General features: G+C 65.1%; 22 protein-coding genes and 1 tRNA gene. 9 read left to right on the top strand and 14 right to left on the bottom strand.

The genetic code is table 11. The features are described from left to right. Positions 1–20 precede the first annotated feature (20 nt). The 7 genes from ACU0AG_RS13155 to aspS all read right to left on the bottom strand — a co-directional run bounded on the left by ACU0AG_RS13155 (position 21) and on the right by aspS (position 6817). A complete protein-coding gene (locus tag ACU0AG_RS13155) occupies positions 21–1274 on the bottom strand; it encodes a tyrosine-type recombinase/integrase (RefSeq protein ID WP_482782729.1) in 1254 nt (417 codons plus the stop codon). A gap of 177 nt (positions 1275–1451) precedes the next feature. Further along, a tRNA-Met gene (locus ACU0AG_RS13150) sits at positions 1452–1528 on the bottom strand. A gap of 114 nt (positions 1529–1642) precedes the next feature. Then, the gene (locus tag ACU0AG_RS13145) at positions 1643–2173 is read right to left on the bottom strand and encodes a 2'-5' RNA ligase family protein (RefSeq protein ID WP_482782728.1); all 531 of its coding nucleotides are present in this window, start codon (positions 2171–2173) and stop codon (positions 1643–1645) included. A 90-nt stretch (positions 2174–2263) separates the two neighbouring features. Beyond that, entirely contained in the window at positions 2264–3226 is a 963-nt protein-coding gene (gene mltG / locus ACU0AG_RS13140) for an endolytic transglycosylase MltG (protein WP_482782727.1), read from the bottom strand. Between the two features lie 7 nt (positions 3227–3233). After that, entirely contained in the window at positions 3234–4493 is a 1260-nt protein-coding gene (gene fabF / locus ACU0AG_RS13135) for a beta-ketoacyl-ACP synthase II (RefSeq protein ID WP_482782726.1), read from the bottom strand. Positions 4494–4654: 161 nt separating this feature from the next. Further along, a complete protein-coding gene (locus ACU0AG_RS13130; RefSeq protein ID WP_017666217.1) occupies positions 4655–4891 on the bottom strand; it encodes an acyl carrier protein in 237 nt (78 codons plus the stop codon). A 129-nt stretch (positions 4892–5020) separates the two neighbouring features. Next, complete coding sequence (aspS, locus tag ACU0AG_RS13125; RefSeq protein ID WP_482782725.1) at positions 5021–6817, bottom strand: aspartate--tRNA ligase; 1797 nt, start codon at positions 6815–6817, stop codon at positions 5021–5023. Positions 6818–7002: 185 nt separating this feature from the next. On the opposite strand from aspS, the gene rnd reads away from it, so the two are divergent. Then, the gene (gene rnd, locus ACU0AG_RS13120; protein WP_482782724.1) at positions 7003–8235 is read left to right on the top strand and encodes a ribonuclease D; all 1233 of its coding nucleotides are present in this window, start codon (positions 7003–7005) and stop codon (positions 8233–8235) included. A gap of 9 nt (positions 8236–8244) precedes the next feature. After that, a complete protein-coding gene (locus tag ACU0AG_RS13115; RefSeq protein ID WP_482782723.1) occupies positions 8245–9141 on the top strand; it encodes a hydrogen peroxide-inducible genes activator in 897 nt (298 codons plus the stop codon). Positions 9142–9166: 25 nt separating this feature from the next. Here ACU0AG_RS13115 and pgsA read toward each other — a convergent pair whose 3' ends face one another. After that, on the bottom strand, positions 9167–9775 hold the full coding sequence (pgsA, locus tag ACU0AG_RS13110) for a CDP-diacylglycerol--glycerol-3-phosphate 3-phosphatidyltransferase (RefSeq protein ID WP_482782722.1): 609 nt from the start codon (positions 9773–9775) through the stop codon (positions 9167–9169). A gap of 144 nt (positions 9776–9919) precedes the next feature. Here pgsA and ACU0AG_RS13105 point away from each other — a divergent pair, with 144 nt between their 5' ends. After that, positions 9920–11236, top strand: coding sequence for an MFS transporter (locus ACU0AG_RS13105; protein WP_482782721.1), 1317 nt, complete (start codon positions 9920–9922; stop codon positions 11234–11236). Here the strand turns inward: ACU0AG_RS13105 and ACU0AG_RS13100 are convergent. Beyond that, positions 11233–11424 (bottom strand): hypothetical protein, encoded by a 192-nt coding sequence (locus ACU0AG_RS13100; RefSeq protein WP_482782720.1) that lies wholly within the window; start codon positions 11422–11424, stop codon positions 11233–11235. The two genes, ACU0AG_RS13105 and ACU0AG_RS13100, sit on opposite strands and share 4 nt — an antisense overlap. A 177-nt stretch (positions 11425–11601) precedes the next feature. On the opposite strand from ACU0AG_RS13100, the gene ACU0AG_RS13095 reads away from it, so the two are divergent. Next, on the top strand, positions 11602–13293 hold the full coding sequence (locus ACU0AG_RS13095; RefSeq protein WP_482782719.1) for a thiamine pyrophosphate-binding protein: 1692 nt from the start codon (positions 11602–11604) through the stop codon (positions 13291–13293). Positions 13294–13403: 110 nt separating this feature from the next. Here the strand turns inward: ACU0AG_RS13095 and ACU0AG_RS13090 are convergent, their stop codons facing one another. Further along, positions 13404–13811: an EVE domain-containing protein gene (locus ACU0AG_RS13090; RefSeq protein WP_482782718.1), complete on the bottom strand. Its 408-nt coding sequence runs from the start codon at positions 13809–13811 to the stop codon at positions 13404–13406. Between the two features lie 179 nt (positions 13812–13990). Here ACU0AG_RS13090 and ACU0AG_RS13085 point away from each other — a divergent pair, with 179 nt between their 5' ends. From ACU0AG_RS13085 to ACU0AG_RS13065, 5 genes are all read left to right on the top strand, one after another. Then, a complete protein-coding gene (locus ACU0AG_RS13085) occupies positions 13991–15643 on the top strand; it encodes a putative bifunctional diguanylate cyclase/phosphodiesterase (RefSeq protein ID WP_482782717.1) in 1653 nt (550 codons plus the stop codon). Positions 15644–15747: 104 nt separating this feature from the next. Next, positions 15748–16536: a diaminopimelate epimerase gene (dapF, locus tag ACU0AG_RS13080; RefSeq protein WP_482782744.1), complete on the top strand. Its 789-nt coding sequence runs from the start codon at positions 15748–15750 to the stop codon at positions 16534–16536. Continuing rightward, positions 16533–17708 (top strand): MiaB/RimO family radical SAM methylthiotransferase, encoded by a 1176-nt coding sequence (locus ACU0AG_RS13075; RefSeq protein ID WP_482782716.1) that lies wholly within the window; start codon positions 16533–16535, stop codon positions 17706–17708. The genes dapF and ACU0AG_RS13075 overlap by 4 nt, the downstream gene beginning before the upstream one ends. Continuing rightward, the gene (gene ftsY / locus ACU0AG_RS13070) at positions 17705–18631 is read left to right on the top strand and encodes a signal recognition particle-docking protein FtsY (RefSeq protein ID WP_482782715.1); all 927 of its coding nucleotides are present in this window, start codon (positions 17705–17707) and stop codon (positions 18629–18631) included. Before ACU0AG_RS13075 ends, ftsY begins: the two co-directional genes overlap by 4 nt. Next, positions 18631–19281: an inner membrane-spanning protein YciB gene (locus ACU0AG_RS13065; RefSeq protein WP_482782714.1), complete on the top strand. Its 651-nt coding sequence runs from the start codon at positions 18631–18633 to the stop codon at positions 19279–19281. The genes ftsY and ACU0AG_RS13065 overlap by 1 nt, the downstream gene beginning before the upstream one ends. A gap of 61 nt (positions 19282–19342) precedes the next feature. On the opposite strand, the gene ACU0AG_RS13060 is transcribed toward ACU0AG_RS13065, so the two are convergent. The 4 genes from ACU0AG_RS13060 to ACU0AG_RS13045 all read right to left on the bottom strand — a co-directional run bounded on the left by ACU0AG_RS13060 (position 19343) and on the right by ACU0AG_RS13045 (position 23021). Further along, complete coding sequence (locus tag ACU0AG_RS13060; protein ID WP_482782713.1) at positions 19343–21289, bottom strand: potassium transporter Kup; 1947 nt, start codon at positions 21287–21289, stop codon at positions 19343–19345. Positions 21290–21415: 126 nt separating this feature from the next. After that, entirely contained in the window at positions 21416–22063 is a 648-nt protein-coding gene (locus ACU0AG_RS13055; RefSeq protein WP_482782712.1) for a tetratricopeptide repeat protein, read from the bottom strand. After that, positions 22060–22494, bottom strand: coding sequence for a cytochrome c-type biogenesis protein (locus ACU0AG_RS13050; protein WP_482782711.1), 435 nt, complete (start codon positions 22492–22494; stop codon positions 22060–22062). Before ACU0AG_RS13050 ends, ACU0AG_RS13055 begins: the two co-directional genes overlap by 4 nt. Beyond that, on the bottom strand, positions 22491–23021 hold the full coding sequence (locus tag ACU0AG_RS13045) for a DsbE family thiol:disulfide interchange protein (protein WP_482782710.1): 531 nt from the start codon (positions 23019–23021) through the stop codon (positions 22491–22493). Before ACU0AG_RS13045 ends, ACU0AG_RS13050 begins: the two co-directional genes overlap by 4 nt. Positions 23022–23023 lie beyond the last annotated feature (2 nt).

The following is a 23023-nucleotide window of genomic DNA, read 5'->3' as shown; positions in this document are numbered from 1 at the left end:
ACAGCGCAGAAAGCAGGAAATTAGGCGGCACTCTTCCCTCTTTTTTTGAGCTGGACCACCTTGTTGCCATCGAGGAAGTCGGCCCAATCCTGCATCATGCGTCGCCGAGGGACGAGATACTCGGCAGCGTTGTAAGCACCTCGGACGTCGTTCTTCTCGGAATGGGCAAGCTGCATCTCGACCCAATCCTCATGGTACTTCCGGATCCAAATCGCAGGCTTGCCAAACTCGACCAGTTGCTCGTTCGCCCAGGTACTGGCGAGCCCCCGGAACCCATGGACCGTCTGCCGACTATGATAACCAAGCCGGTATAGGGCGTAGATCATGGTGTTTTCAGACAGCGGCTTGTCTGCGCTCACCCCAGGGAACAAGAATTCGCCTGTCGCGCGCGATATCATCGTCCTAGCTATCTGGGCAGCCTGAGCGGACAGAGGGACAAGGTGCTCTCGCCCCATCTTCATCCGCGCAGCCGGGATGCGCCACAGCGGATTTTTGCCGTGGAGGTCCTCGAACTCTGATTTGACAGCGAGGCGAAGCTCCTTGGTCCGAACCCAAGTCAGCAAGGCGAACATGACTGCGTCCCTCGTGATTGCCGAGCGTCGGTCACCTTCTTCCTGGTAGTCTCGGACCTTCTCAATAAACGCGGGCAATTCAACAAGTGGCAAGCGGCTCATGTGCTTTACCCTTGGCCGTGGCTTCAGGGCGCCGCGAAGATTTGCCGTCGGATCACTGGAGGCCAACCCGCAAGCAATGGCAAACTGAAATACCTGACCCACCCCCTGCTTAGCACGCCGGCTGATATCGAGCGCGCCGCGTGACTCTATCCGGCGTATCATCTCCAAAACCTCTGGCGCGGTGATCTCCTGAATCGGTCTTTGGCCAATGTAGGGGAACACATCCCGCTTCATCCGGGACCAGACACGATCGGCATGCGCCGGATCCAGTGCAGACTTTCGGTTCTCATGCCAGCGGTTCGCGACGGCGAAGAAGGTGTCCCCGCCCTCCGATGTTAATTGGCCCTTGGCCAACATCGGGTCCTTGCCTTCCGCGAGGACGGCTTTAGCCGCCCGACGCTTTTCTCTGGCAGCTGCGATCCCCAATGCCGGGTAGGCTCCGAAGGAGAGCAGCTTCTCCTTGCCTGCAAAGCGGTACTTCATCCGCCAGAGCTTCGCGCCATTCGGCTGTACGAGCAGAAACAGGCCTTCGCTGTCGGCTAGCTTGTAAGCGCGCTCCAGCGGCTTGGCGTTCTTCGCTTGGTTCTCTGTGAGAGGCATGGGGGTATCGCTCCTTTCCGATACTCCGCGAAAATACCCCCAAAATACCCCCACACCAAATTTGGCTGCATGTGGAAGGCCATGGACGCATGCGGACGCGACTCACCCGCAACCCTCTGCTTTCTGTTGGATTTTTGGAAAAATGCGGAAGCGTTCGGAAGCTTCCGAAAAGGCCTATGGTAGCGGAGGAGGGACTCGAACCCCCGACACGCGGATTATGATTCCGCTGCTCTAACCGGCTGAGCTACTCCGCCCCATGGGCATCCGGCGTGATGTTCACAGCCGGATTCGGCTCCGGGTGTCGGCCCGGGCGAGGCGCGCAATTAGGGCGGGCGGGGCGCGGGGTCAAGCCCTGTTGCACACCGATCTTACAGCCTTTCGCGCCCGCGGAACGCGCAGGCCTTCACCCGTTCCCACGGGCCGCCGCGATAGTGCCACAGTTCCAGAGCGGGGAAGACAAAGCGCCCCTTCGCGATCCACGGGGCCAGCAGCGGCGCAAGGCTGGCTTGCAGCGCCCTTGCCTCTTCCTTGGTCACCTTGTTCTGGATGGTGATGTGCGGGCGCGGCTCGTAGAGGTCCTGCGCGGTCAGGCTGCCGTGGAAATGATCCGCGATCAGCGCGCGCAGGGCGAGCAGCTGCGGTGCCTCCAGCGCGATGGCCGTGCCCTTGCCCAGATCCATCACCCCGCTCACGGCCCCGTCCGGCGCGGCAAATCCGGCGGCGATGCGGGGGAGGAAATCGCGCAGCTCCTCCAGCAGCGAAGGCGCGAAGGCGTGGAACAGCGTGACGTGGGCGTGAAGGTGATTGCGCTCCGGCGGGTAATGGGCGCGGCGCAGGCCTTCGGCAAAGCCTGCCAGATCGGGCGGCAATGCGGCGGTGAGGATGAAGGGTTGGGGCACTGACGCCGATTGTGGGAGACAAGCGGTCCCGGATCAAGTCCGGGACGACGTTGTTTTATGACCGCGCGGCCGAACGCCGCGCCCGGTCCTCTACATCTCGCCCCGCTCACGGCGGATCGCATACCACTTGGCGACGTTGGCGTTGTGGTCGGCCAGCGTCGCGGCGAACCAGTGCCCGCCGGTGCCGTCGGCGACCATGAACAGCGCATCGGTAGCCTCGGGGTTCATCACCGCCGCGATACTGTCGCGCCCCGGATTGGTGATCGGGCCTTCGGGCAGGCCGGTGCGGGTGTAGGTGTTGTAACCGTTGACCGCGCTGATTTCCGATTGCTTGATCCGGCGGCCCAGCGGCTTGCCCTTGGTGATCGGGTAGATGATCGTCGGGTCGGCCTGCAACTTCATGCCGGTGCGCACGCGGTTGGAATAGAGCCCGGCGACCATGCGGCGTTCTTCGGGCTTGCCGGTTTCCTTCTCGACGATCGAGGCAAGGATCAGCGCGTCGCGCATGGTATCGACCGCGATGCGCGGGCTGCGTTTGGCCCATTCCTCGGCCAGCGCCTTGTCCATCGCAGCCTGCATCTGTTCGACGATGCTCTGGCGCGACTGCCCCCGCTCGAAGGCGTAGGTATCGGGCAGGATCGAACCTTCTGGCGGCACATCGACTTCGCCCGTCAGCAGGTCCTCGGCCATCAGCCGTTCCCACACGAGGATCGAGGGCATGCCTTCGGGGATGGTGACGAAGCGGCGGATCACGTCGCCCGACTGGAACGCGGCGAGGATATCGCCCTGGCTCATGTCGGGGGTGAGCATGAATTCGCCCGCCTGGATCGGCGCGTCGCTGCCAAAGATGCGCGCCTGCAGCACAAATCCCGATGCCGAGGAGATCAGCCCCTCGTCCTCCAGCTTTTGCGCCACGGACGACACCGAGGCCCCGGCGGGGATTGTGAAGCTGGTGTCCTTGCCGATGGTGGCCGAACCCAGAAACGTCCAGGCGAACACCAGTGCGGCCGCGACCAGCACGATCAGCCCCAGCACCACTCCCCGCAAGCGCATCACGGTGTCAGTCGACCTTCTGCATGATGAGCGAGGCGTTGGTGCCGCCGAAGCCGAAGGAATTGTTCAGCACGGCGCGCACTTCGCGCTTCTTCGCCTTGAGCGGCACAAGGTCGATGCCTTCGGTGCCATCGTCGGGGTCTTGCAGGTTCAGCGTCGGCGGCACGATCCCGTCACGCATCGCGAGAATGCAGAAGATCGCCTCCACCGCGCCCGCGCCGCCCAGCAGGTGGCCGATTGCGGACTTGGTGGACGACATCGACGCACCGCCCAGATCATCGCCCAGCACGCGCTTGATCGCGGCGAGTTCGATGGTGTCGGCCATGGTCGAGGTGCCGTGGGCGTTGATGTAGTCGATATCGCCCGGCCCGAGGCCCGCCTTCTTCAGCGCCATGCGCATCGCCAGCTCCGCGCCGCGCCCTTCGGGGTGCGGGGCAGTGACGTGATAGGCATCGCCCGACAGGCCGTAGCCGGTGACTTCGGCATAGATTTTCGCGCCGCGCGCCTTGGCGCGTTCGTATTCTTCGAGCACGACCACGCCTGCGCCCTCGCCCATGACGAAGCCATCGCGGTTGCGGTCATAGGGACGGCTCGCCTCGGTCGGGCGGTCGTTCATGCTCATGTTGAGCGCGCGCGCCTGCGCGAAACCGGCGATGCCGAGCGGGTTGATGGTGCTTTCCGCCCCGCCCGCCAGCATGATGTCGGCATCGTCCATCGCGATCATGCGGGCAGCATCGCCGATCGAATGCGCGCCGGTGGAGCACGCCGTCACCACCGCATGGTTCGGGCCCATGAAGCCGTACTTGATCTGCACCTGTCCGGTGATGAGGTTGATCAGCCGCCCGTGGACGAAGTGCGGCGACACCCGCGAGGGGCCGCGTTCGTGGAGGTTGACGCTCTCGATCTCGATCCCCGGAAGGCCGCCGATGCCCGATCCGATCGAGCAGCCGGTGCGCTCCTTCTCGGCATCGGTCATGTCGGTGAGGCCTGCATCTTCCAGCGCCTGTCCGGCCGCGTCGATGCCATAGACGATGAAGGGATCGACCTGGCGCTGGACCTTGTGATCGACCCGCTTGTCCGGATCGAAGCCCCACGGGTGATCCTTGCCCTTCACCTCGCAGGCGATGGTGCATTTCTGGTTCGAGGCATCGAAGCGGGTGATCTGCCCTGCCCCGCTTTCACCTGCGATCAGGTTGGCCCATGTCGTTTCGACATCGCCCCCCAGCGGGGTGACAAGACCAAGCCCGGTAACAACCACACGGCGCATTCAACTTCTCCGAAAAAGCAACAGGCCCAACCCGTGAAGGGGCTGAGCCTGTCTAAGCCCTGATCCGCGCGTCAGCAAATCTGCCACCGAACAAATGCCCTGTCTTTTCCGTCAGGGGAAAAGCGCAGGGCACTGCGGACACCGGGGCGTCCTTGCGGGCGTTAGCCCTTATGTTCTTCGATGTACTTGGTCGCGTCACCAACGGTGGTGATCTTCTCGGCCGCATCGTCGGGGATTTCGACGCCGAATTCCTCTTCGAAAGCCATCACCAGTTCGACGATGTCGAGGCTGTCAGCGCCCAGATCGTCGATGAAGCTGGCATCCTGGGTCACCTTGTCGGCTTCCACGCCCAGATGTTCGACGACAATCTTGGCCACCCGATCGGCAGTATCGCTCATGATATTCCCTCTTGAACTGGGGTTAGTAAATCTCGCCCCCGCCCTAATGAAGGGCGCGGACAAGCGCAAGTGGGCATGAGGAGCGCTGCCCACAGCGGCAGAGCGCCCCGCACGCCCGACGAGAGTCGGTCAGGCCGCGCCGCCGGTGTTCTTCGGCGGCTCGACCACGCGCAGGTGCAATTCGCGAAGGGCGCGCGGTTCGGCCGGAGACGGCGCGCCCATCAGCAGATCCTCGGCGCGCTGGTTCATCGGGAAGAGCGAGATTTCGCGCAGGTTCTTCGCACCGCACAGCAGCATGATGATCCGGTCGACGCCTGCAGCCATGCCCCCGTGCGGCGGTGCGCCGTACTGGAACGCACGGTACATCCCGCCGAAGCGTTCCTCGACATCCGCCTGCGTGAGGCCGGTGATCTCGAAGGCCTTGACCATCGTTTCCGGCTTGTGGTTGCGGATCGAACCGGAGGCGATTTCATAGCCGTTGCAGACCAGATCGTACTGGAACGCCTTGATCGTCAGCGGATCCTGCCCGTTCAGCGCCTCGATCCCGCCCTGCGGCATCGAGAAGGGGTTGTGTGAAAAGTCGACCTTCTTCTCGTCCTCGTTCCACTCGTAGAACGGGAAATCGACGATCCAACACAGTTCGAAGGCGTTTTCGTCGATCAGGCCCAGCTCCTCGCCCACACGGATACGCGCCGCGCCCGCCAGCTTGGCGGCATCGGCTTCCTTGCCCGCAGCGAAGAAGAGGCCGTCATTCTCGCCAAGACCAAGCTCGGCGTAAAGCTCGGCCATGCGCTCGGGCCCGTGGTTCTTGGCGATCGGCCCGCCGAATTCCCCGCCCTTGCGGGTGACATAGCCGAGGCCCGCATAGCCTTCCTTGCGCGCCCAGTCGTTCATGTCGTCGAAGAACTTGCGGCTCTTCTCGTGGGTCGCAGGCGCGGGGATGGCCCGCACGACACCGCCGCCGCCGACGATCTTCTCGAACAGGCCGAAGCCCGACTGCGTGAAGTGCGCAGAGACATCGCTGATGATCAGCGGGTTGCGCAGATCGGGCTTGTCGCTGCCATACTTCAGCATCGCCTCGTCATAGGGGATGCGCGGGAATTCACCGGCGGGAGTGACCTTCTTGTCGCCCGCAAAGGCGGCGAAGGTGCCCTGGATCACGGGCTCCATCGTCTCCCACACTTCTTCCTGCGTGACGAAGCTCATTTCGAGATCGAGCTGGTAGAATTCGCCCGGCAGGCGGTCGGCACGCGGGTCTTCGTCGCGGAAGCAGGGGGCGATCTGGAAATAGCGGTCGAAGCCCGCCACCATCAGCAGCTGCTTGTACTGCTGCGGCGCCTGCGGGAGCGCGTAGAACTTGCCCGCGTGGATACGGCTCGGCACGAGGAAGTCGCGCGCGCCTTCGGGCGAAGAGGCGGTGAGAATGGGCGTCGAGAACTCGTTGAATCCGGCTGCGTTCATCCGTGCACGCATGTCGGCGATCACCGCCACGCGGGTCATGATGTTCCTGTGCAGGGTCTCGCGCCGCAGATCGAGGAAGCGGTACTTGAGGCGAATGTCCTCAGGGTAAGGCTGTTCGTCGGCGACCGGCATCGGCAGCTCTTCCGCCGCGCTCTGCACCGTCACGCCGCGGGCAAACACCTCGATGCTGCCTGTCGCGAGGTTCGCATTGACCGTCTCGGCCACCCGCGCCTTCACCTCGCCTTCGATGGTGATGACGCTTTCGACCCGCAGGCCTTCAAGCACCGGCAGCGCCGGACTGTCGCTGTCCGCCACGATCTGGGTGATGCCGTAATGATCGCGCAGGTCGACAAACAGCACGCCGCCGTGGTCGCGCTTGCGATGGATCCAGCCCGACAGGCGGACCGTCTCGCCGACGTGGCTTGCAGAAAGCTGTGCGCAAGTATGCGTGCGGTAGGGGTGCATCTAAACTCTTGTCCTGTTCGCGGCTATGACGCTAGGGCGCGCGGGCGCCTGTGGAGCCTTGCTCCGTCACCGGCGCGCTAACAGGGCAAGCCTTGCACTTTGTCAAGCCAAGCTTGGCATTTGGGCGGGCGCAAACTGGGTTCGATCCCGAGGGCGGCACTCCGCCCGCAAAGTGAAAAGTAGACATGAAGATCCATCCGCTGATTACCACGACAGAGGCGCTCGAAGACCTCTGCACCCGCCTCGCAAGTTCCGAATTCGTCGCGGTCGATACCGAATTCATGCGCGAGAACACCTATTGGCCCGAACTGTGCCTGGTGCAGATCGCCAACACCGAAGAAGCCGCCGCGATCGATCCGATGGCGCCGGGGATCGACTTGAAGCCTCTGCTCGATCTGATGTGCGACAATGAAGACGTGCTCAAGGTCTTCCACGCCGGCGGGCAGGACGTTGAAATCATCGTCAACCTGACGGGCAAGACCCCGCACCCGATCTTCGACACGCAGATCGCGATGATGGCGATCAGCCAGTCCGAACAGATCGGCTATGCCAATCTGGTCGAGACATGGATGGGCCTCACCATCGACAAGGGGGCGCGCTTTACCGACTGGAGCCGCCGTCCGCTGACCGACCGGCAGATTGAATATGCGATCGGCGATGTAACGCATCTGGCGGTGATCTTCCCGCGCATCCTGAAGAAACTGATCAAGACCGGGCGCGGCATCTGGCTGGATGCCGAGATGGAAAAGCTTGCCGATCCGTCGAACTACCTCACCGATCCTGGCGTGGCATGGAAGCGCATCCGCCAGCCGGGCCGCAATCCGCAGGTGCTCGGCCGGATGAAGGCGCTGGCCGCCTGGCGCGAGAGCGAGGCGCAGCACAAGAACATCCCGCGCGGGCGGATCATGCGCGATGAAACGCTGGCCGACATCGCCTCCAGCCCGCCCAAATCGCAGGCCGATCTTGCCAAGGTGCGCGGTCTCAGCCCGGCATGGAAGGATAACGACATCGGCAAGCGGCTGATGAAGGTGCTGGCCGATGCCGAGCCGCTGCCCAAGGATGAAATGCCCGAGAAGATCAAGCACGGTGCGCCGCTGGGCAAGGAAGGCGCGCTGGTGGCGGATCTGCTCAAGCTGCTGCTGAAAATCCGCGCCCGCGAGATCGACGTCGCCCCGCGCCTGCTAACCCGCGCCGACGAGATGGAATCGCTCGCGGCGGGCATGCGCGATCTGCCGGTGCTGCAAGGCTGGCGGTTCGAGGTGTTCGGCAAGGATGCGCTCGATCTGGTCGAAGGCAAGCTCGCCTTCGCGGTCGAGAAAGGCCGGCTGAAGATGACCCATATCGACGATGTGGCGGTGCCGCCCCCGGCCGAAGCAGAGGCCGGAAACGACGCGCCCGATACGCTGGCGGCGGAGTAGGCGAAGGCCATGTCCACCTACCTCCCCACCATCAAGCAGCTGCAATACCTCGTCGCGCTCCACGAACATGGCCATTTCGGCAAGGCCGCCGATGCCAGCTTCGTATCGCAATCGACGCTGTCGGCGGGCATCCGCGAGCTGGAATCGCTGCTGGGGGTGACGCTGGTGGAACGCTCGCGCCGGGTGGTGCGCTTTACCGCGCTGGGCGAACAGGTGGTGGCCAAGGCCAACCGGCTGCTGCGCGAGGCGGAGGAGCTGGTCGATCTGGTGCAGGCTTCGGGCAAGCCGCTGGTGGGCGAGTTGCGGATGAGCGTGATCCCGACCATCGCCCCCTTCATGCTCCCCCGCGTGCTGCCGCGCCTGCGCCGCGAGCGGCCGGAACTGAAGCTGCTGCTGCGTGAGGAAACCAGCCACGATGCGCTCGAATCGCTCAGCCACGGGCGGGTCGATTGCGTGCTGCTGGCGCTGCCGTTCGACACCGGCGATGCGGCCATCGCGCATATTGCCGACGACCGGCTGTTCATCGCCTTTCCCAAGGACGATCCCCGCGATCCGCCCGCCAGCGTCAAGCCGGAGATGATCGATCAGGGCCGGTTGATGCTGCTGGAGGATGGGCACTGCCTGCGCGATCACGCGCTGGCGGCTTGTTCGCGTTCGGAACTGCGCGCCAGCGCGGCGATGATCGGCACCTCGCTCCACACGCTGGTGCAGCTGGTGGACAATGACCTTGGCCTGACCATGCTGCCCGAAATGGCGCTGAAGGCGGGCATTCTGGCCGGCACCGATGTGGTCGCCCGCCCCGTGGACAGCCCCACCGCGAGGCGCGAGATCGTGCTGGCATGGCGCCGCAATTCCCCGCGCGAGGCCGATTTCCAGCTGCTGGCGGAAGAACTGCGGGCGGGTTGACCTGCCCGCCCTTCAACCGCGCCTCTCAGTCGAGGTGCTTCATCCCCACCCTGAGATAATCCCAGCCGGTGATGCAGGTCAGCACGGCGGCGGCCCACAGGCTGACCAGCCCGACCAGATGCACCCAGCTGTCGGCGATGGTGCCGCAGGCCTCAAGCACCGACTGGCACGGCTTGCCATGCACCGCCCCGCCCAGAATCAGCGCGCCCAGCGCCACGAGCTGGAAGGTCGTCTTCCACTTGGCGAGCTTCGATACCGGCACCGACACCTGGATGCCGCCCAGAAATTCGCGCAGGCCCGACACCGCAATCTCGCGGATCAGGATCACAAGGCCCGCAATCACATGGACATCGCCCGCATAGGGCCCGCGCAGGTATCCTTGCGCGGTCAGCACCAGAATCACCGCCGCCACCATGATCTTGTCGGCGATGGGATCAAGGAACGTCCCCAGCTTCGACACCGTGCCGTAAGCGCGCGCCAGATAGCCGTCGATGTAATCGGTGATCGCGATGATGGTGTAGAGCACGAAGCCGACCAGATAACCCAGCCGCCATTCCGGCCACCACAGGAAGAAGGCCAGCAGCGGCACGGCAAAAATGCGCGACAGGGTGAGGATATTGGGCAGGCTCGACATGGCTACACCCCGCTTAGCGCGGCTTGGCTTCGCGCAAAAGCCCCCCACCCTCGCCTTCCCCTGCGGCCAAGCGCTCTTGTGAAAGCGCCCGTGCGCGCTATGTCCGCCCCACAGGTAACGTAGCAGCACTGGCGCATATCGCAGATGACCACTTCGACGCACCTCATGCGCCAGCGGCGGTTTCTGCCGCTGTTCCTGACCCAGTTGCTCAATGCGCTGAACGACAATCTGTACAAGAACGCGATGGTGCTGTTCGTGGTCTATCAGGTCTACGATTCGCCCGAGATGGAGACGCTGATCAGCGGCGTCGCCACCGCGCTGTTCGTGCTGCCTTTCGTGCTGTTTTCCGCCACCGCAGGCCAGCTGGCCGACATGCGCGACAAGACCAAGATCATCCGCTGGATCAAGTTTGCCGAAATCATCATCATGTCGGTCGGTGCCACCGGCCTGCTGCTGGCGGCAAAGGGCATGTCGATCGAAAGCCTTGCCATCCCGCTGATGTTCGTGGCGCTGTTTGCGATGGGGGTGCATTCGACCTTCTTCGGCCCGATCAAATACGCGATCCTGCCGCAGCACCTGCACAAGGATGAAGTGCTGGCCGGCACGGGCCTTGTCGAGGCGGGCACTTACGTGGCGATCCTGGTCGGCATGATGCTGGGCGGGGCGATGCCGATCATCGCGAGCATCATCGCGGTGATCGCGGTTGCGCTGGTTGGCTACATCGTGTGCCGGTGGGTGCCGCCTGCCCCTGCCCAGACCGAGGAAATCGCGGTCGACTGGAACCCTGTCCGCGCCTCGAAATCGCTGATCGCCTTTACCATGGGCAATCCCGAGCTGCGCTATTCTGTCCTGGCGATCAGTTACTTCTGGACGATTGCCGCGATCCTTTCGGTGCAGTTCATCCCGCTCGCCAAGAACGTGCTGCTGGCCGACAAACAGGTTGCCGCCGTGCTGCTGGTGGCCTTTTCGGCCGGGATCGCGATCGGCTCGGTTTCGATCAACGCGCTGCTCAAGGGCGATATCTCGGCGCGCTATTCGGCACGCTCTGTGCTGGCGCTGGGCGTGCTGCTGATCGCCTTTTATGGCCTGTGCCGGATGTGGGATTTGCAGCCTGCGGGCGACCTGTTCACCGTGGGCGAATTCCTCGTGCAGCCGCTGGCGCTGGTGCTGCTGGTCAACCTGCTGCTGATCGCGGTGGCGGGCGGCATGTTCGTCGTGCCGCTTTATGCCTTCCTCACCACCCGCGTCGACAAGTCCGAAGCCTCGCGCTCGGTCGCGGCGAACAACTTCATCTCGTCGATCTACATGGTGATTGGCGCGGGCGTGGCAGGCGCGCTGGGGCTGTTCGGCATTCCCTTGCAGGAACAGCTGCTTATCAGCCTTGTCCTGTGCCTGCTGTCCGCCCGGCTGGCGACCAAGCTGCACGCCACCGAGGCGCTGCGCGGGCCGGAAACGCTCTAGATGATAAAGGCGAGGATCGCCGCCGTCGCCGCGACATAGGTGCTGGCAAAGCCGCGCACGTCCGACATCGTCAACCGCCACAGCGTCTCCGCCGGAATCGGGATCAGATCGCGCTTCACGTGCGGCGGCAGGCTCGCCCGGAACCAGTGGCGGGCGCTTTCGTCAGTAAGGACCAGGCTGCGGCGCATTGCGCGATTCTCCCTCTTGTGAGGGCCACTTTAAGACTTTCTTAACCTTTGTGAACGCCGCTGCCGCAAGGTGTCGCAGGACGGGACAGGGACCCGGCGTGGTTAACCCCGCCACCGCGTTTGCGCCGCGCCCGCCCCGGCGCTAGAGCCCGCCAAGGACGACGGGAGACGCCTTTCATGACCGATTCCACCCGCAGCGCTGCCGCTCTGCTGGTCGATTGCCTTGCGGTGCAGGGTGCGACGCGGATTTTCACTGTGCCGGGGGAAAGCTTCCTCGCCGTGCTCGATGCCCTGCCCGACCGGCCGGAAATCGATGTGATCACCTGCCGTCAGGAAGGGGGCGCAGCCTTCATGGCCTGCGCGGATGGCGCAATGGGTGCGGCAGGCGATGGTCGCCCCGGCATTGCCTTTGTCACGCGCGGCCCCGGCGCGACCAATGCCAGCATCGGGGTGCATGTCGCCCATCAGGATAGCCAGCCGATGATCCTGTTCGTGGGCGATGTCGCGCGCGGGATGCAGGGGCGCGAGGGCTTTCAGGAGGTCGATTTCGCCGCCTTCTTCGGCCCCATCTGCAAATGGGCCGCCCGCATCGACGATCCGGCGCGGATCCCGGAATACATCGCCCGCGCCTATGCGGTGGCGATCAATGGCAGGCCGGGGCCGGTGGTGCTGGCCCTGCCCGAAGACATGCTGGTGGAACAGGTGCCCGCCAGTCTTGCCCCCCGCCCCTTCGTCACCCGCACGGCGCAGGCTGCCTGCCCGGATGCGATGCAGGCGGTGTTCGATCTGATTGCCGATGCCGCAAGCCCGGTGGCGATCATCGGCGGCGCGGGCTGGAACACCAAGGCGCGGGCCTATTTCCAGCAATTTGCCGAACGCATCGGCCTGCCGGTGGCCACCGCCTTCCGGCGGCAGGATGCAATTGCGCCCGATAGCCCGGTCTATGCCGGAAACCTCGGCTATGGGCCCAACCCCAGGCTGGTCGAGCGGGTAAAGAACGCCGATCTCGTCATCGCGGTGGGTGCGCGGCTGGGTGAGGCGACCACCGATGGCTACACTGTGCCGACGCTGGAGCACCCCGGCCAGACGCTGATCCACATCCACCCCGATCCGGAGGAGCTAGGCCGCGTCTATCGCACCGATCTGGCGCTGTGTTGCGGGGTCGATGAATTCGCCGAATGCGCCGCCTTGTGGGAAGATGACGGGGTGATCCCCTTCGATGCGGGCGGCGAGGCGCACCGCGAATGGCTGGAATGGGCAACGCCGCAGGCCTCGGACGCGGGAATCGACCTTGGCCAGTGCGTGCAGGCGATGCGCGCCAGCCTGCCCGCCGATACGATCATCTGCAACGGCGCGGGCAATTTTGCCGGATGGTGGCACCGTTACTGGCGTTACGCGGCCTATCCCGGCCAGCTTGCGCCCACCTGCGGGGCGATGGGCTATGGCGTGCCTGCCGCTGTCGCTGCCGCACTGCGCTTCCCCGAACGCACCGTGGTGGCCGTGGCGGGCGACGGGGATTTCCTGATGAACGGACAGGAACTTGCCACCGCTGCGCAATACGGGGCGAACCTGATCGTGGTGGTGGTGGATAACGGCGCCTACGGCACGATCCGGATGCATCAGGAGCGCGAATATCCCGGCCGCGTTTCGGCCACGACCCTCGCCAACCCCGATTTCGCGATGCTGGGCGCAGCCTACGGCGCGTGGAGTGCCAAGGTTCGGACAACCGGCGAATTCCTCGCCGCGCTGAATGAAGCCAGGGCACGCGGCGGCATCCGCCTGATCCACGCGCTGACCGATCTGGAACGGATTGCGGCCAGCGGCGCCACCATCAGCGGGCTGCGCGCAAGGGCCAAAGGAGCGGGTTGAGCGGGCGCTGCCAGACCCCTCCTAGACCCGTCTAGACCCCCTCTAGACCCCTTCTAGGCCCCTTTTCCGTGCTGTTCTGGCGATGTTTCACGTGAAACATTCGCTGTGGCTCAGCCGGCGGCCATCTCGCAGATCACGGCCCATTCCTGCGGCGTGACGCTGCACACCGAAAGGCGCGACAGGCGGATCAGCTGCATCTCGGCCAGCCGCGGTTCGGCCTTGATCGCGGCGAGCGTAACGGGCTTGGCGAACTTGTCTTTCGCCTTCAGCTTCACCGCTGCCCACTTGCCGGTATCGTCGGTGGGATCGCCGATTCCGGACACGGTGATTTCGGCAATGCCGACGATCTCCAGCCCTTCGCGGCTGTGGTAGAAGAACGCCTCGTCCCCCGGCTGCATCGCCATCAGGTTGTTGCGGGCAAGGTAGTTGCGCACCCCGTCCCAGGTGCCTTCACCCTCGGCCACCAGATCGTCCCAGCTGTATTTGAAGGGCTCGGATTTCATCAGCCAATAGGCCATGCGCAAACTCGCTCCGTGATCAACAAGGCCGCCCCGATAGCGCGGGCAACACCCGCCCGCCAAGACCTCTGGCAGGGGCATTGCCCGAATTAACCCGATCTTCAGCGTGTTGTGCGAAATCCTTTTCAGGTCGCAGATGGCAAAGCTCCATCCGCTCAATTCGCACGGGGCACAGGATTTTGACAAATCACGAGCCGAACAATCCGCTGGATGCCGCAGAGCGCGACATCATCGCCATGGGCATTGCCGCAGCCGCCGTCATCCTGCTGGTGGGCACCGGCGGATCGGTTCTGCCAAGGGCGCTGACCGCCGTGTTCAGCACCGGCAGCGCGCCCGATGTGCTGTTGGTGAATGCGCTGCTGCTCAACATCGCGCTGATCATCTTCGGCTGGCGCCGTTACCGCGAACTGACCCGCGAAATCTCCGAACGCCGCCGCGCGGAAGAACGCGCCCGCGTGCTCGCGGCAACCGATCCGCTCACCGGCTGCCTCAACCGCCGCAGCATGCTGGACGCCACCGAAGCGCTGCGGCAACGCGCCGAACAGCGCGGCGATGCCATCGCCTATTGCATGATCGACGTCGACAATTTCAAGCAGATCAACGACATGAACGGCCACACCGGCGGCGATGCGGTGCTGGTGATGCTGTGCCAGCGGCTGCGCGAGGTGCTGCCGCGCGAGACCGCTCTGGCGCGGCTGGGCGGCGATGAATTCGCCTTCGTCATGGCCTACCCGCCGGCCCAGCGCGAACGGGTGGATGACCTGGTGATCCGCCTGTTCGAACAGCTTTCCCTGCCCTTTACCCTGCCCGCTGCGACGATCGAGACCACGGCGTCGATCGGGCTTGCGGCCGATCACGAACCCGATGGCGGCATCGGCCCGGTGATCGACGCGGCCACCCTGATGCACCGCGCCGACATGGCGCTGTTCCACGCCAAGAAGCAAGGCCGCAACCGTTACTTCTGGTTCGAGGCGAGCATGGAACACGAGCTGCGCTTCCGCAACCAGCTCGAAACCGGCATCCGGCGCGGGCTGGCGCAGGGCGAGTTCATCCCGTTCTACGAACAGCAGGTCGATGTGCAGACCGGCGAGCTGGTGGGCTTCGAAATGCTCGCCCGCTGGAATTCGCCGCAGCTCGGCCTGATCAGCCCCGAAATCTTCGTGCCGATTGCCGAGGAGATCGGCCTGATCACCGCCCTGTCGGAAAGCCTGATGCAGCAGGCCTTCGCCGATGCCCGCGAATGGGACGATTCGATCACGCTTTCGGTCAATATCTCGCCGGTGCAGCTGCGCGATCCGTGGTTTGCCCAGCGCCTGCTGAAGATGCTGGTGGAAGCCAACTTCCCGCCGCAACGGCTTGAAATCGAGGTCACCGAAAGCTGCCTGCACGACAATATCGGGCTGGTGCGTTCGATGATCATTTCCCTGCGCAACCAGGGCGTGAAGATCAGCCTCGATGATTTCGGCACCGGCTATTCCAGCCTCGAACAGCTGCGCCACCTGCCGTTCGACCGGATCAAGATCGACCGCAGCTTTGTCGGCGAATTGCGCAATCCGGGCCAGCGTTCGCGGATTGTCGAGGCGATTGTCTCGATGGGTCGCGGGCTTGATCTGCCGCTGACGGCTGAAGGCGTCGAGGACGCCAGCATCCTCGAAGCGCTGAAGGGCATGGGCCGGCTGAAGGCGCAGGGCTATCTCTATGGCACGCCCGAAGATGCCGAAGGGGTGCGCGAACGGCTGCGGGCTGCGGGCAAGCTCGCCCGTCAGCCGCAGGCCCGCCAAACCCCGACGGAAAGCGCAGCCCAACCGGTGTTCCGCAGCGCCCGTTCCTGACCCGCCGGTCGCAAGCCGCCCCGCAGGACTGGACGCAGGACTGGACGCAGGCCCCGCCGGTGCATAGATGCGCTGGCGTGACGCAACCAATCGCCTTCATCAAGATGCACGGCCTCGGCAACGACTTTGTCGTGCTCGACGGACGCGAGGTGGCACTGCCGCCGATGACCGCCAACCTCGCCCGCGCCATCGCCGACCGGCGCACCGGCATCGGCTGCGATCAGGTGATCGTGCTTGAGCCCGGCACGATCCACGCCTTCCGGATGCGGATCTTCAACAGCGATGGTGGCGAGGTGGAAGCCTGCGGCAATGCCAGCCGGGCCGTGGCGCTGCTGCATGGCGCGCCTGTCACCATCGAAACCGGCGGCGGACCGATCACGCTTGAACCGATGGACGGCGGGGCGCGGGTAGACATGGGCACCCCGCGCTTCGATTGGGACGCTATCCCGCTCGCCTACCCGATGGACACTGCCGCCATGCCCGTGGGGTGGGACGAGCTGACAACACCGATGGCGGTCAATGTCGGCAATCCGCACGTGATCTTCTTCGTCGAAGATGCCGATGCGGTGCCGCTGGAGGCGCTCGGCCCGGTGATCGAGCATGACCCGCTGTTCCCCGAGCGGATCAATGTCAATGTGGCGAGCCTTGCCGGACCGGACCATCTGAAGCTGCGCGTCTGGGAACGCGGCGCGGGGCTGACGCGGGCCTGCGGCACGGGCGCCTGCGCCACGGCGGTCGCGGCCATCCGGCGCAAGCTGGTGGCAAGCCCGGTGCGCGTGACGCTGCCCGGCGGGGATCTGGTGATCGCGTGGGAGCCGGGCGGCACGATCCTCATGAGCGGCCCTGCGGCGGAAAGTTTCCGCGGCACATTCGACCGGGACACCTTTTCTTGAACGCTCCCACCATCATCAGCCTCGGCTGCCGCATGAACATCGCCGAGGCAGAGCGGATGCGCGCCATGCTGGCGGGGGAGCGCGATCTCGTTGTGGTCAATTCCTGCGCTGTCACCGGAGAGGCGCTGCGCCAGACGCGGCAGGCGATCCGCCGCGCGCGCCGCGATCATCCCGCAGCGCGGCTGGTCGTCACCGGCTGTGCGGCAGAGATCGACCGGGCGGCGATCGGCGCGATGGACGAGGTGGACGGGCTGGTGGCCAACACCGCCAAGCTCGATCCGCGCAGCTGGAATGTCGCGGGCGATGCCGCACCGGTCGCGCCGGCGCGCACCCGCGCCTTCATCGCGGTGCAGAACGGCTGCGATCATGCCTGCACGTTCTGTGTCATCCCGCAAGGGCGCGGGGTCAGCCGCTCGCTGCCCGTTCCGCAGGTGCTGCGAGAGGTCGAAACCCATCTGGCGGCGGGCGCGCAGGAAGTGGTGCTGACCGGTGTCGATCTGACCTCGTGGGGGGATGATCTGCCAGACAGCCCCGGCCTCGGCGTGCTGGTGGCCGCGATCCTCGATGCCTTTCCCGCCCTGCCCCGCCTGCGCCTGTCCTCGGTGGACGGGGTGGAGATCGATCCGCTGCTGTTCGAACTGCTGGCGCACGAGGCGCGGGTCATGCCGCACCTGCACCTGTCGCTCCAGCACGGGGCCGATCTGATCCTCAAGCGGATGAAGCGCCGCCACCTGCGCGGCGATGCGGTGGAACTGGTGGCGCGGCTCAAGGCGCTGCGGCCCGAAATCGCCGTGGGCGCGGACCTGATCGCGGGCTTCCCGACCGAGGCTGACAGCCACCACGCCGAAAACCTGTCGATCATCGATGAACTGGACATCGTGCACGCCCACATCTTCCCCTTCTCGCCCCGCCCCGGCACGCCGGCTGCGCGGATGCCGCAATGGCCCCGCGAGGTGGTGAAGGCCCGCGCCGCCGCCTTGCGCGAACGGGCCGCCAGCCGCCGCGCCGCCTGGCTCGCCGCGCTTGTGGGCGAAACCCTGCCCGTGCTCGCCGAACGCGACGGCACCGGCTATGCCCCCCATTACGCCCGCGTCGCCCTTCCCGAAGGGACAGCGGCGGGCAGCATTATCGATGTGACCGTGCGCGAGGTCTGGGAGGGCCTGCTCCGATGAGTGAAACCAGCTGGACCCAGCGCCTGTTCGGCGGCTTTGCCAAAACCTCGGAGCGCCTTGCTGCCAACCTGCCGGGCAGCAGTGGCGGGACAGCAAAGCTCGACGATGCAACGCTCGACGAGGTCGAGGATGCCCTGATCATGTCCGACCTTGGCCCCGCCGCGGCGGGCCGCATCCGCGCGCGGCTGGCGGAAAAGCGCTTCGGGCTGGAAGTCACCACCCGCGAACTGAAAGAGGCCGTGGCCGAGGAAATCGCCGCGATCCTGCGCCCGGTCGCCAAGCCGCTCGAAATCACCGCCTTCCCGCGCCCGCAGGTGATCCTCGTGATCGGGGTCAACGGCAGCGGCAAGACCACCACCATCGCCAAGCTCGCGCACCTGTTCATGGAAGACGATTACGGCGTGCTGCTGGCCGCGGGCGACACCTTCCGCGCTGCCGCGATCGGACAGCTGGCGACATGGGCGGGCCGCATCGGCGTTGACATCGTGCGCGGCCCCGAAGGCGGCGATCCGGCGGCGATCGTGTTCGATGCGGTCAAGCAGGCGACTGACACCGGGATCGATGCGCTGATCGTCGACACTGCGGGGCGTCTTCAGAACAAGAAGGAGCTGATGGAGGAACTGGCGAAAATCCGCCGCGTCCTCGGCCGGCTCAATCCCGAAGCGCCGCATGATGTGGTGCTGGTGCTCGATGCCACCAACGGGCAGAACGCGCTCGCCCAGATCGACGTGTTCAAGGAGGTGGCGGGCGTCACCGGCCTGATCATGACCAAGCTCGATGGCACCGCGCGGGGCGGCGTGCTGGTCGCGGCGGCCGAGCAATATGGCCTGCCGATCCACGCCATCGGCGTCGGCGAGAAGATGGAAGACCTGCGCCCGTTCGACCCCGATCTGGTGGCGCGGGTGATTGCCGGGGTGGCGTGATGAGCGAGACGGAAGGCAAGAAGGCCGCTTCAAGCTGGCTCAACGTCGCGGTCGATTACGGCCCGCTGCTGGTGTTTCTTGGCGTCTATCGCATGAACGCGCCGGACAACCCCAACCCCGCCGGCGAACTGGCCGCGATCATCGCGGGCACAGGGGCTTTCATGGTCGCCGCAGTCGTCGCGCTGCTGGTGTCCAAATGGCGGCTGGGCAAGGTTTCGCCGATGCTGTGGTTTTCGACCGCGCTGATCGTGGGCTTCGGCAGCCTCACCATCTTTTTCGGCGACCCGACCTTTGTGCAGCTGAAACCGACCATCATCTACGCCAGCTTCGGCGTGGTGCTGCTGGGCGGCTATTTCGCGGGCAAGGCGCTGCTGAAAGTGCTGCTCGAAGCCGCCTTCGAAGGGCTTACCGACGAGGGCTGGCTCAAGCTGTCGCGCAACTGGGGGGTGTTCTTCCTGTTCCTCGCAGCACTCAACGAAGGCTTGCGCGCCCAGCTTTCCTTCGAAAGCTGGCTGTGGGCCAAGATCTGGGTGTTCCTGCCGCTGACCTTCCTGTTCACCTTCAGCCAGATCCCGATGCTGCTGAAGCATGGCCTCAGCTTCGAGGACAAGGACGAGGTGCTGAAGGACGAACCGCCGACGGGCAGCTAGAGCCACCCCGCTGTCGCATCGCGAAGAGCCAAAAACCGGTTCCCACTCTTCGGCGCGGTGCTCAGATCTCCACCTGGCTGCCCAGCTCGACCACGCGGTTGGTGGGCAGCTTGAAGAAGTCCATCGCGCTCGCCGCGTTGCGCAGCATCCATGCAAACACCTTTTCACGCCAGATCGGCATGCCGGGATGCTCGCTCGGGATCAGGGTCTGGCGCGAGAGGAAGAAGCTGGTCTGCATCATGTCGAACGCGCCGCCGCACCGCTCCATCGACTTCAGCCCCTGTGGCACGTCGGTTTCCTCCATGAAACCGTAATGCAGCACTGCGCGATAGAACCCGTCGCCAAGGTCGGTCAGTTCGCAGCGCTTGTGCGGGCCGACAAACGGCACGTCGGCAATCGCGATGGTCAGGATCACCACGCGTTCGTGCAGCACCTTGTTGTGCTTGATATTGTGCAGCAGCGCCGAGGGCACGCCGGCCGTGCTCGATGCCATGAAGATCGCCGTGCCGGGCACGCGCATGGCGGAATTCTTGGCCGATTTGGCGAAGATTTCCAGCGGCAGCGCGCTTTCGCTCATCCGTTCGCGCATCAGCTTGCGCCCACGCGCCCAGGTGGTGAGCAGGGTGAAGATCACAAAGCCGATCACCAGCGGCACCCAGCCGCCTTGCGGCACCTTGATCAGGTTCGCGCCGAAATAGGCGACATCGACGATCAGGAACACCGCGATCAGCGGCAGAGCCTTCCACAGCGGCCAGCGCCACAGCGCTGTCAGCACGGCGGCCAGCAGCAGCGTATCGATGAACATCGCGCCGGTCACCGCGATGCCATAGGCTGCGGCAAGGTTGCTCGAAGACTGGAAGAACAGCACCAGCAGAATCACCATCACCATCAGGCCCCAGTTGATCGCCGGGATATAAATCTGCCCCGCGGCCGAGGCGCTGGTGTGGTGGATGTCCATGCGCGGGATAAAGCCCAGCTGGATCGCCTGCTGGGTCAGACTGAACGCGCCCGAGATCACCGCCTGACTGGCGATGATCGTCGCCAGCAGCGCAAGGATGATCACCGGCACGCGCACCACATCGGGGATCATCAGGAAGAACGGGTCCTTGATCAGCGCCGCGGTCGCTTCGGGGGAGGTCTGCGAGAGCACCAGCGCGCCCTGCCCCATGTAATTGAGCATCAGCGCCGGGAACACGAAGGTCAGCCACGAAATCCCGATCGGCTTGCGCCCGAAATGGCCCATGTCGGCATAGAGCGCCTCAGCCCCGGTCACCGCCAGCACCACGCTGCCGAGCGCGATGAAGGCGGTAAACCCGTCGGTGATGAAAAAATTGAGCGCGTTGAGCGGGTTGACCGTTTCAAGGATGATCGCGGGGTTGGCGGTAAGGTGCATCACGCCCAAGGTGGCCAGCATCGCGAAATAGCAGAGCATCACGGGGCCGAACAGCTTGCCCACCTTCTCGGTGCCGCGCGATTGCAATCCAAACAGGCACACCAGAATGGCGATGGCGGTGGGCACGATCCACGGATCGAAACCGGGGACGATGTATTGCAGGCCTTCGGTCGCGGACAGCACCGAGATCGCCGGGGTGATCATGCTGTCGCCATAGAACAGCGCAGTCGCGAACACCCCCAGCAGCACCAGCGGCGCGGTCCACCCTGCACTGTCGGAGGCGCGGCGGATCAGCGCCAGCAGTGCAAGGCTGCCGCCTTCGCCCTTGTTGTCGGCGCGGGTGATGGTGAGGACGTATTTGACCGTCACCACCATCATCATCGACCAGAAGACGAGGCTCAGCACCCCGTGAATATGCGCGGCATCGGGTGTGATGCCGGGCACGCCGTGGTGCGAGGCAAAGGTTTCGCGGAAGGCGTAAAGCGGGCTGGTGCCGATGTCGCCGAACACCACGCCTACGGCACCGATGGCCAGCGCAGCGGTCGATCCGCCGTGCGTTCCGGTGTGCGTTCCGGCATCCGGCGGCGATGAGGGGGAGGCTGCTGTGCTGCTCATATCAATCGGATTTCCCGTATCCCGCGGTACTGCCCATGTGCCCGAACGACTCAGGCAAGCAAGGCGGCGCGCCTAGCACCGTCCTTTCGCACCTGCAACACGCCCGCTGTCAGCGACGCATCGCGGTCATTGGCCCTGCAGCATCGGGGCGCGGGCAATCATGTCGTCCATCCGGGCGATTTCCGCTTCGAGGCCGGGCCGCCAGGGCGCATCGGGCGGCGAGCTTTCGACCAGCCCTGCCCAGACATTGCGCGCCGCCCTGATCTCGCCGCTTTGGCGATAGGCAAAGCCGAGGAAGTAATCCGCCCCCGGATGGGCCGGATTGATCGCCTTGGCACGGCCGAAGGCCTGCACGGCAGCGGGCGTCACAAACCCGTCGGCATGGCCGACCAGCGCCATGCCCAGTGCCAGCCAGCTTTCCTGATCCTGCGGATTTTCGGCAAGGCCCTTTTGCAGCATCGCCGCGGCATCGGCGAACTTGCCGCGCCGGGCATAGGCATCGGAGGTCAGCAGATAGGACGGCGGCGGCTGCGCACGGCTGAACAGCGCCGCGCGGCCTTCGACCATCGCCTCGCCCTGCTCGCCCGCCGTCGCACTCGCCGCCTTGGGCGCGGCAGGCTGACCGGGCACGCCCTGCCATGCATAGCCCGCCAACCCGAACACCAGCACCGCGCCGAACAGCGTAAAGCCATCGCGCGGCAGGCGCAGCGCCAGCACCGCAAAAGCGAAGGCCGCCAGCGCCAGCGCGCCCACTGCCATCCAGCCGCCGATCATGCCGCATCCCCTTCGCCAGCGTCAGAACGGCGCTTGCCCAGCCGCCGCAACAGCACTCCGCCCACGATCAGCAGCAGCAGCACCGGAATCGCGAAGAGCGGCCAGGTGGTGGCGCTGACCGTGGGGTTGTAGCTGACGTAATCGCCATAGCGGGCGATCAGCCATGCGCGGATCTGTTCGGGGCTTTCTCCCGCCAGAATGCGGCTGCGCACCTGATGACGCATGTCGCCTGCCATCGGCGCATCGGAATCGGCGATGCTCTGCGACTGGCACTTGAGGCAGCGCAGCGTGTGCATCAGCGCGGTCGCCTCGGCCTCCAACCGCGGATCTTCGAGCTGGTTATAGGCATAGGGCGCGGGCGGCATGGTGTCCTGCGCGGCAAGCGGCAGGGCGCACAGCATCGCGGCCAAGGCCAGCAGAGCGCGGATCATTGCGCCTTCTCCAGTTCGGCCAGCAGCAGCGGCACGTGTTCTTCGCGGATATCGCCGATGTGCTGGTAACGGATCACGCCGCTCGCATCGATCACGAAGGTTTCCGGCACGCCCGACGATCCGATCGCCAGCTGCACCTCGGAAATGTCGTCCGCCCCGATGCGGGTATAGGGGTTGCCATGGCGGGCGAGGAAGTTCGCGACATCGGCGGGCCGGTCACGAATGGCGATGCCGACGATCTCCACGCCTTGCGCCTTCAAGGCCTCAAGCTGCGGGGCTTCGGCGATGCAGGGCAGGCACCAGCTCGCCCAGATGTTGAGCAGACGGGGCTTGCCGCCGGTGAAATCGGCCTTGGCGGCCCCCGGCAGGCCTTCAAAGGCCGGTTTCAGCGCGAATTCGGGCAAGGGCTGGCCGATCATCGTGCTTTCGACGAACTGGTCTTTCTCCTGCGTGAGCATATAGCCCGCCAGCCCCGCGAAAAAGGCAAACAGCGCGAGCGGCACCCACAGGAACAAGCGGCTTTTCATGG

This window comes from Erythrobacter sp. RANMB8 (genome assembly GCF_056848235.1).
Note: the sequence above shows the minus strand (reverse complement) of the source record. Positions and strands in the feature narration are given on the sequence as shown.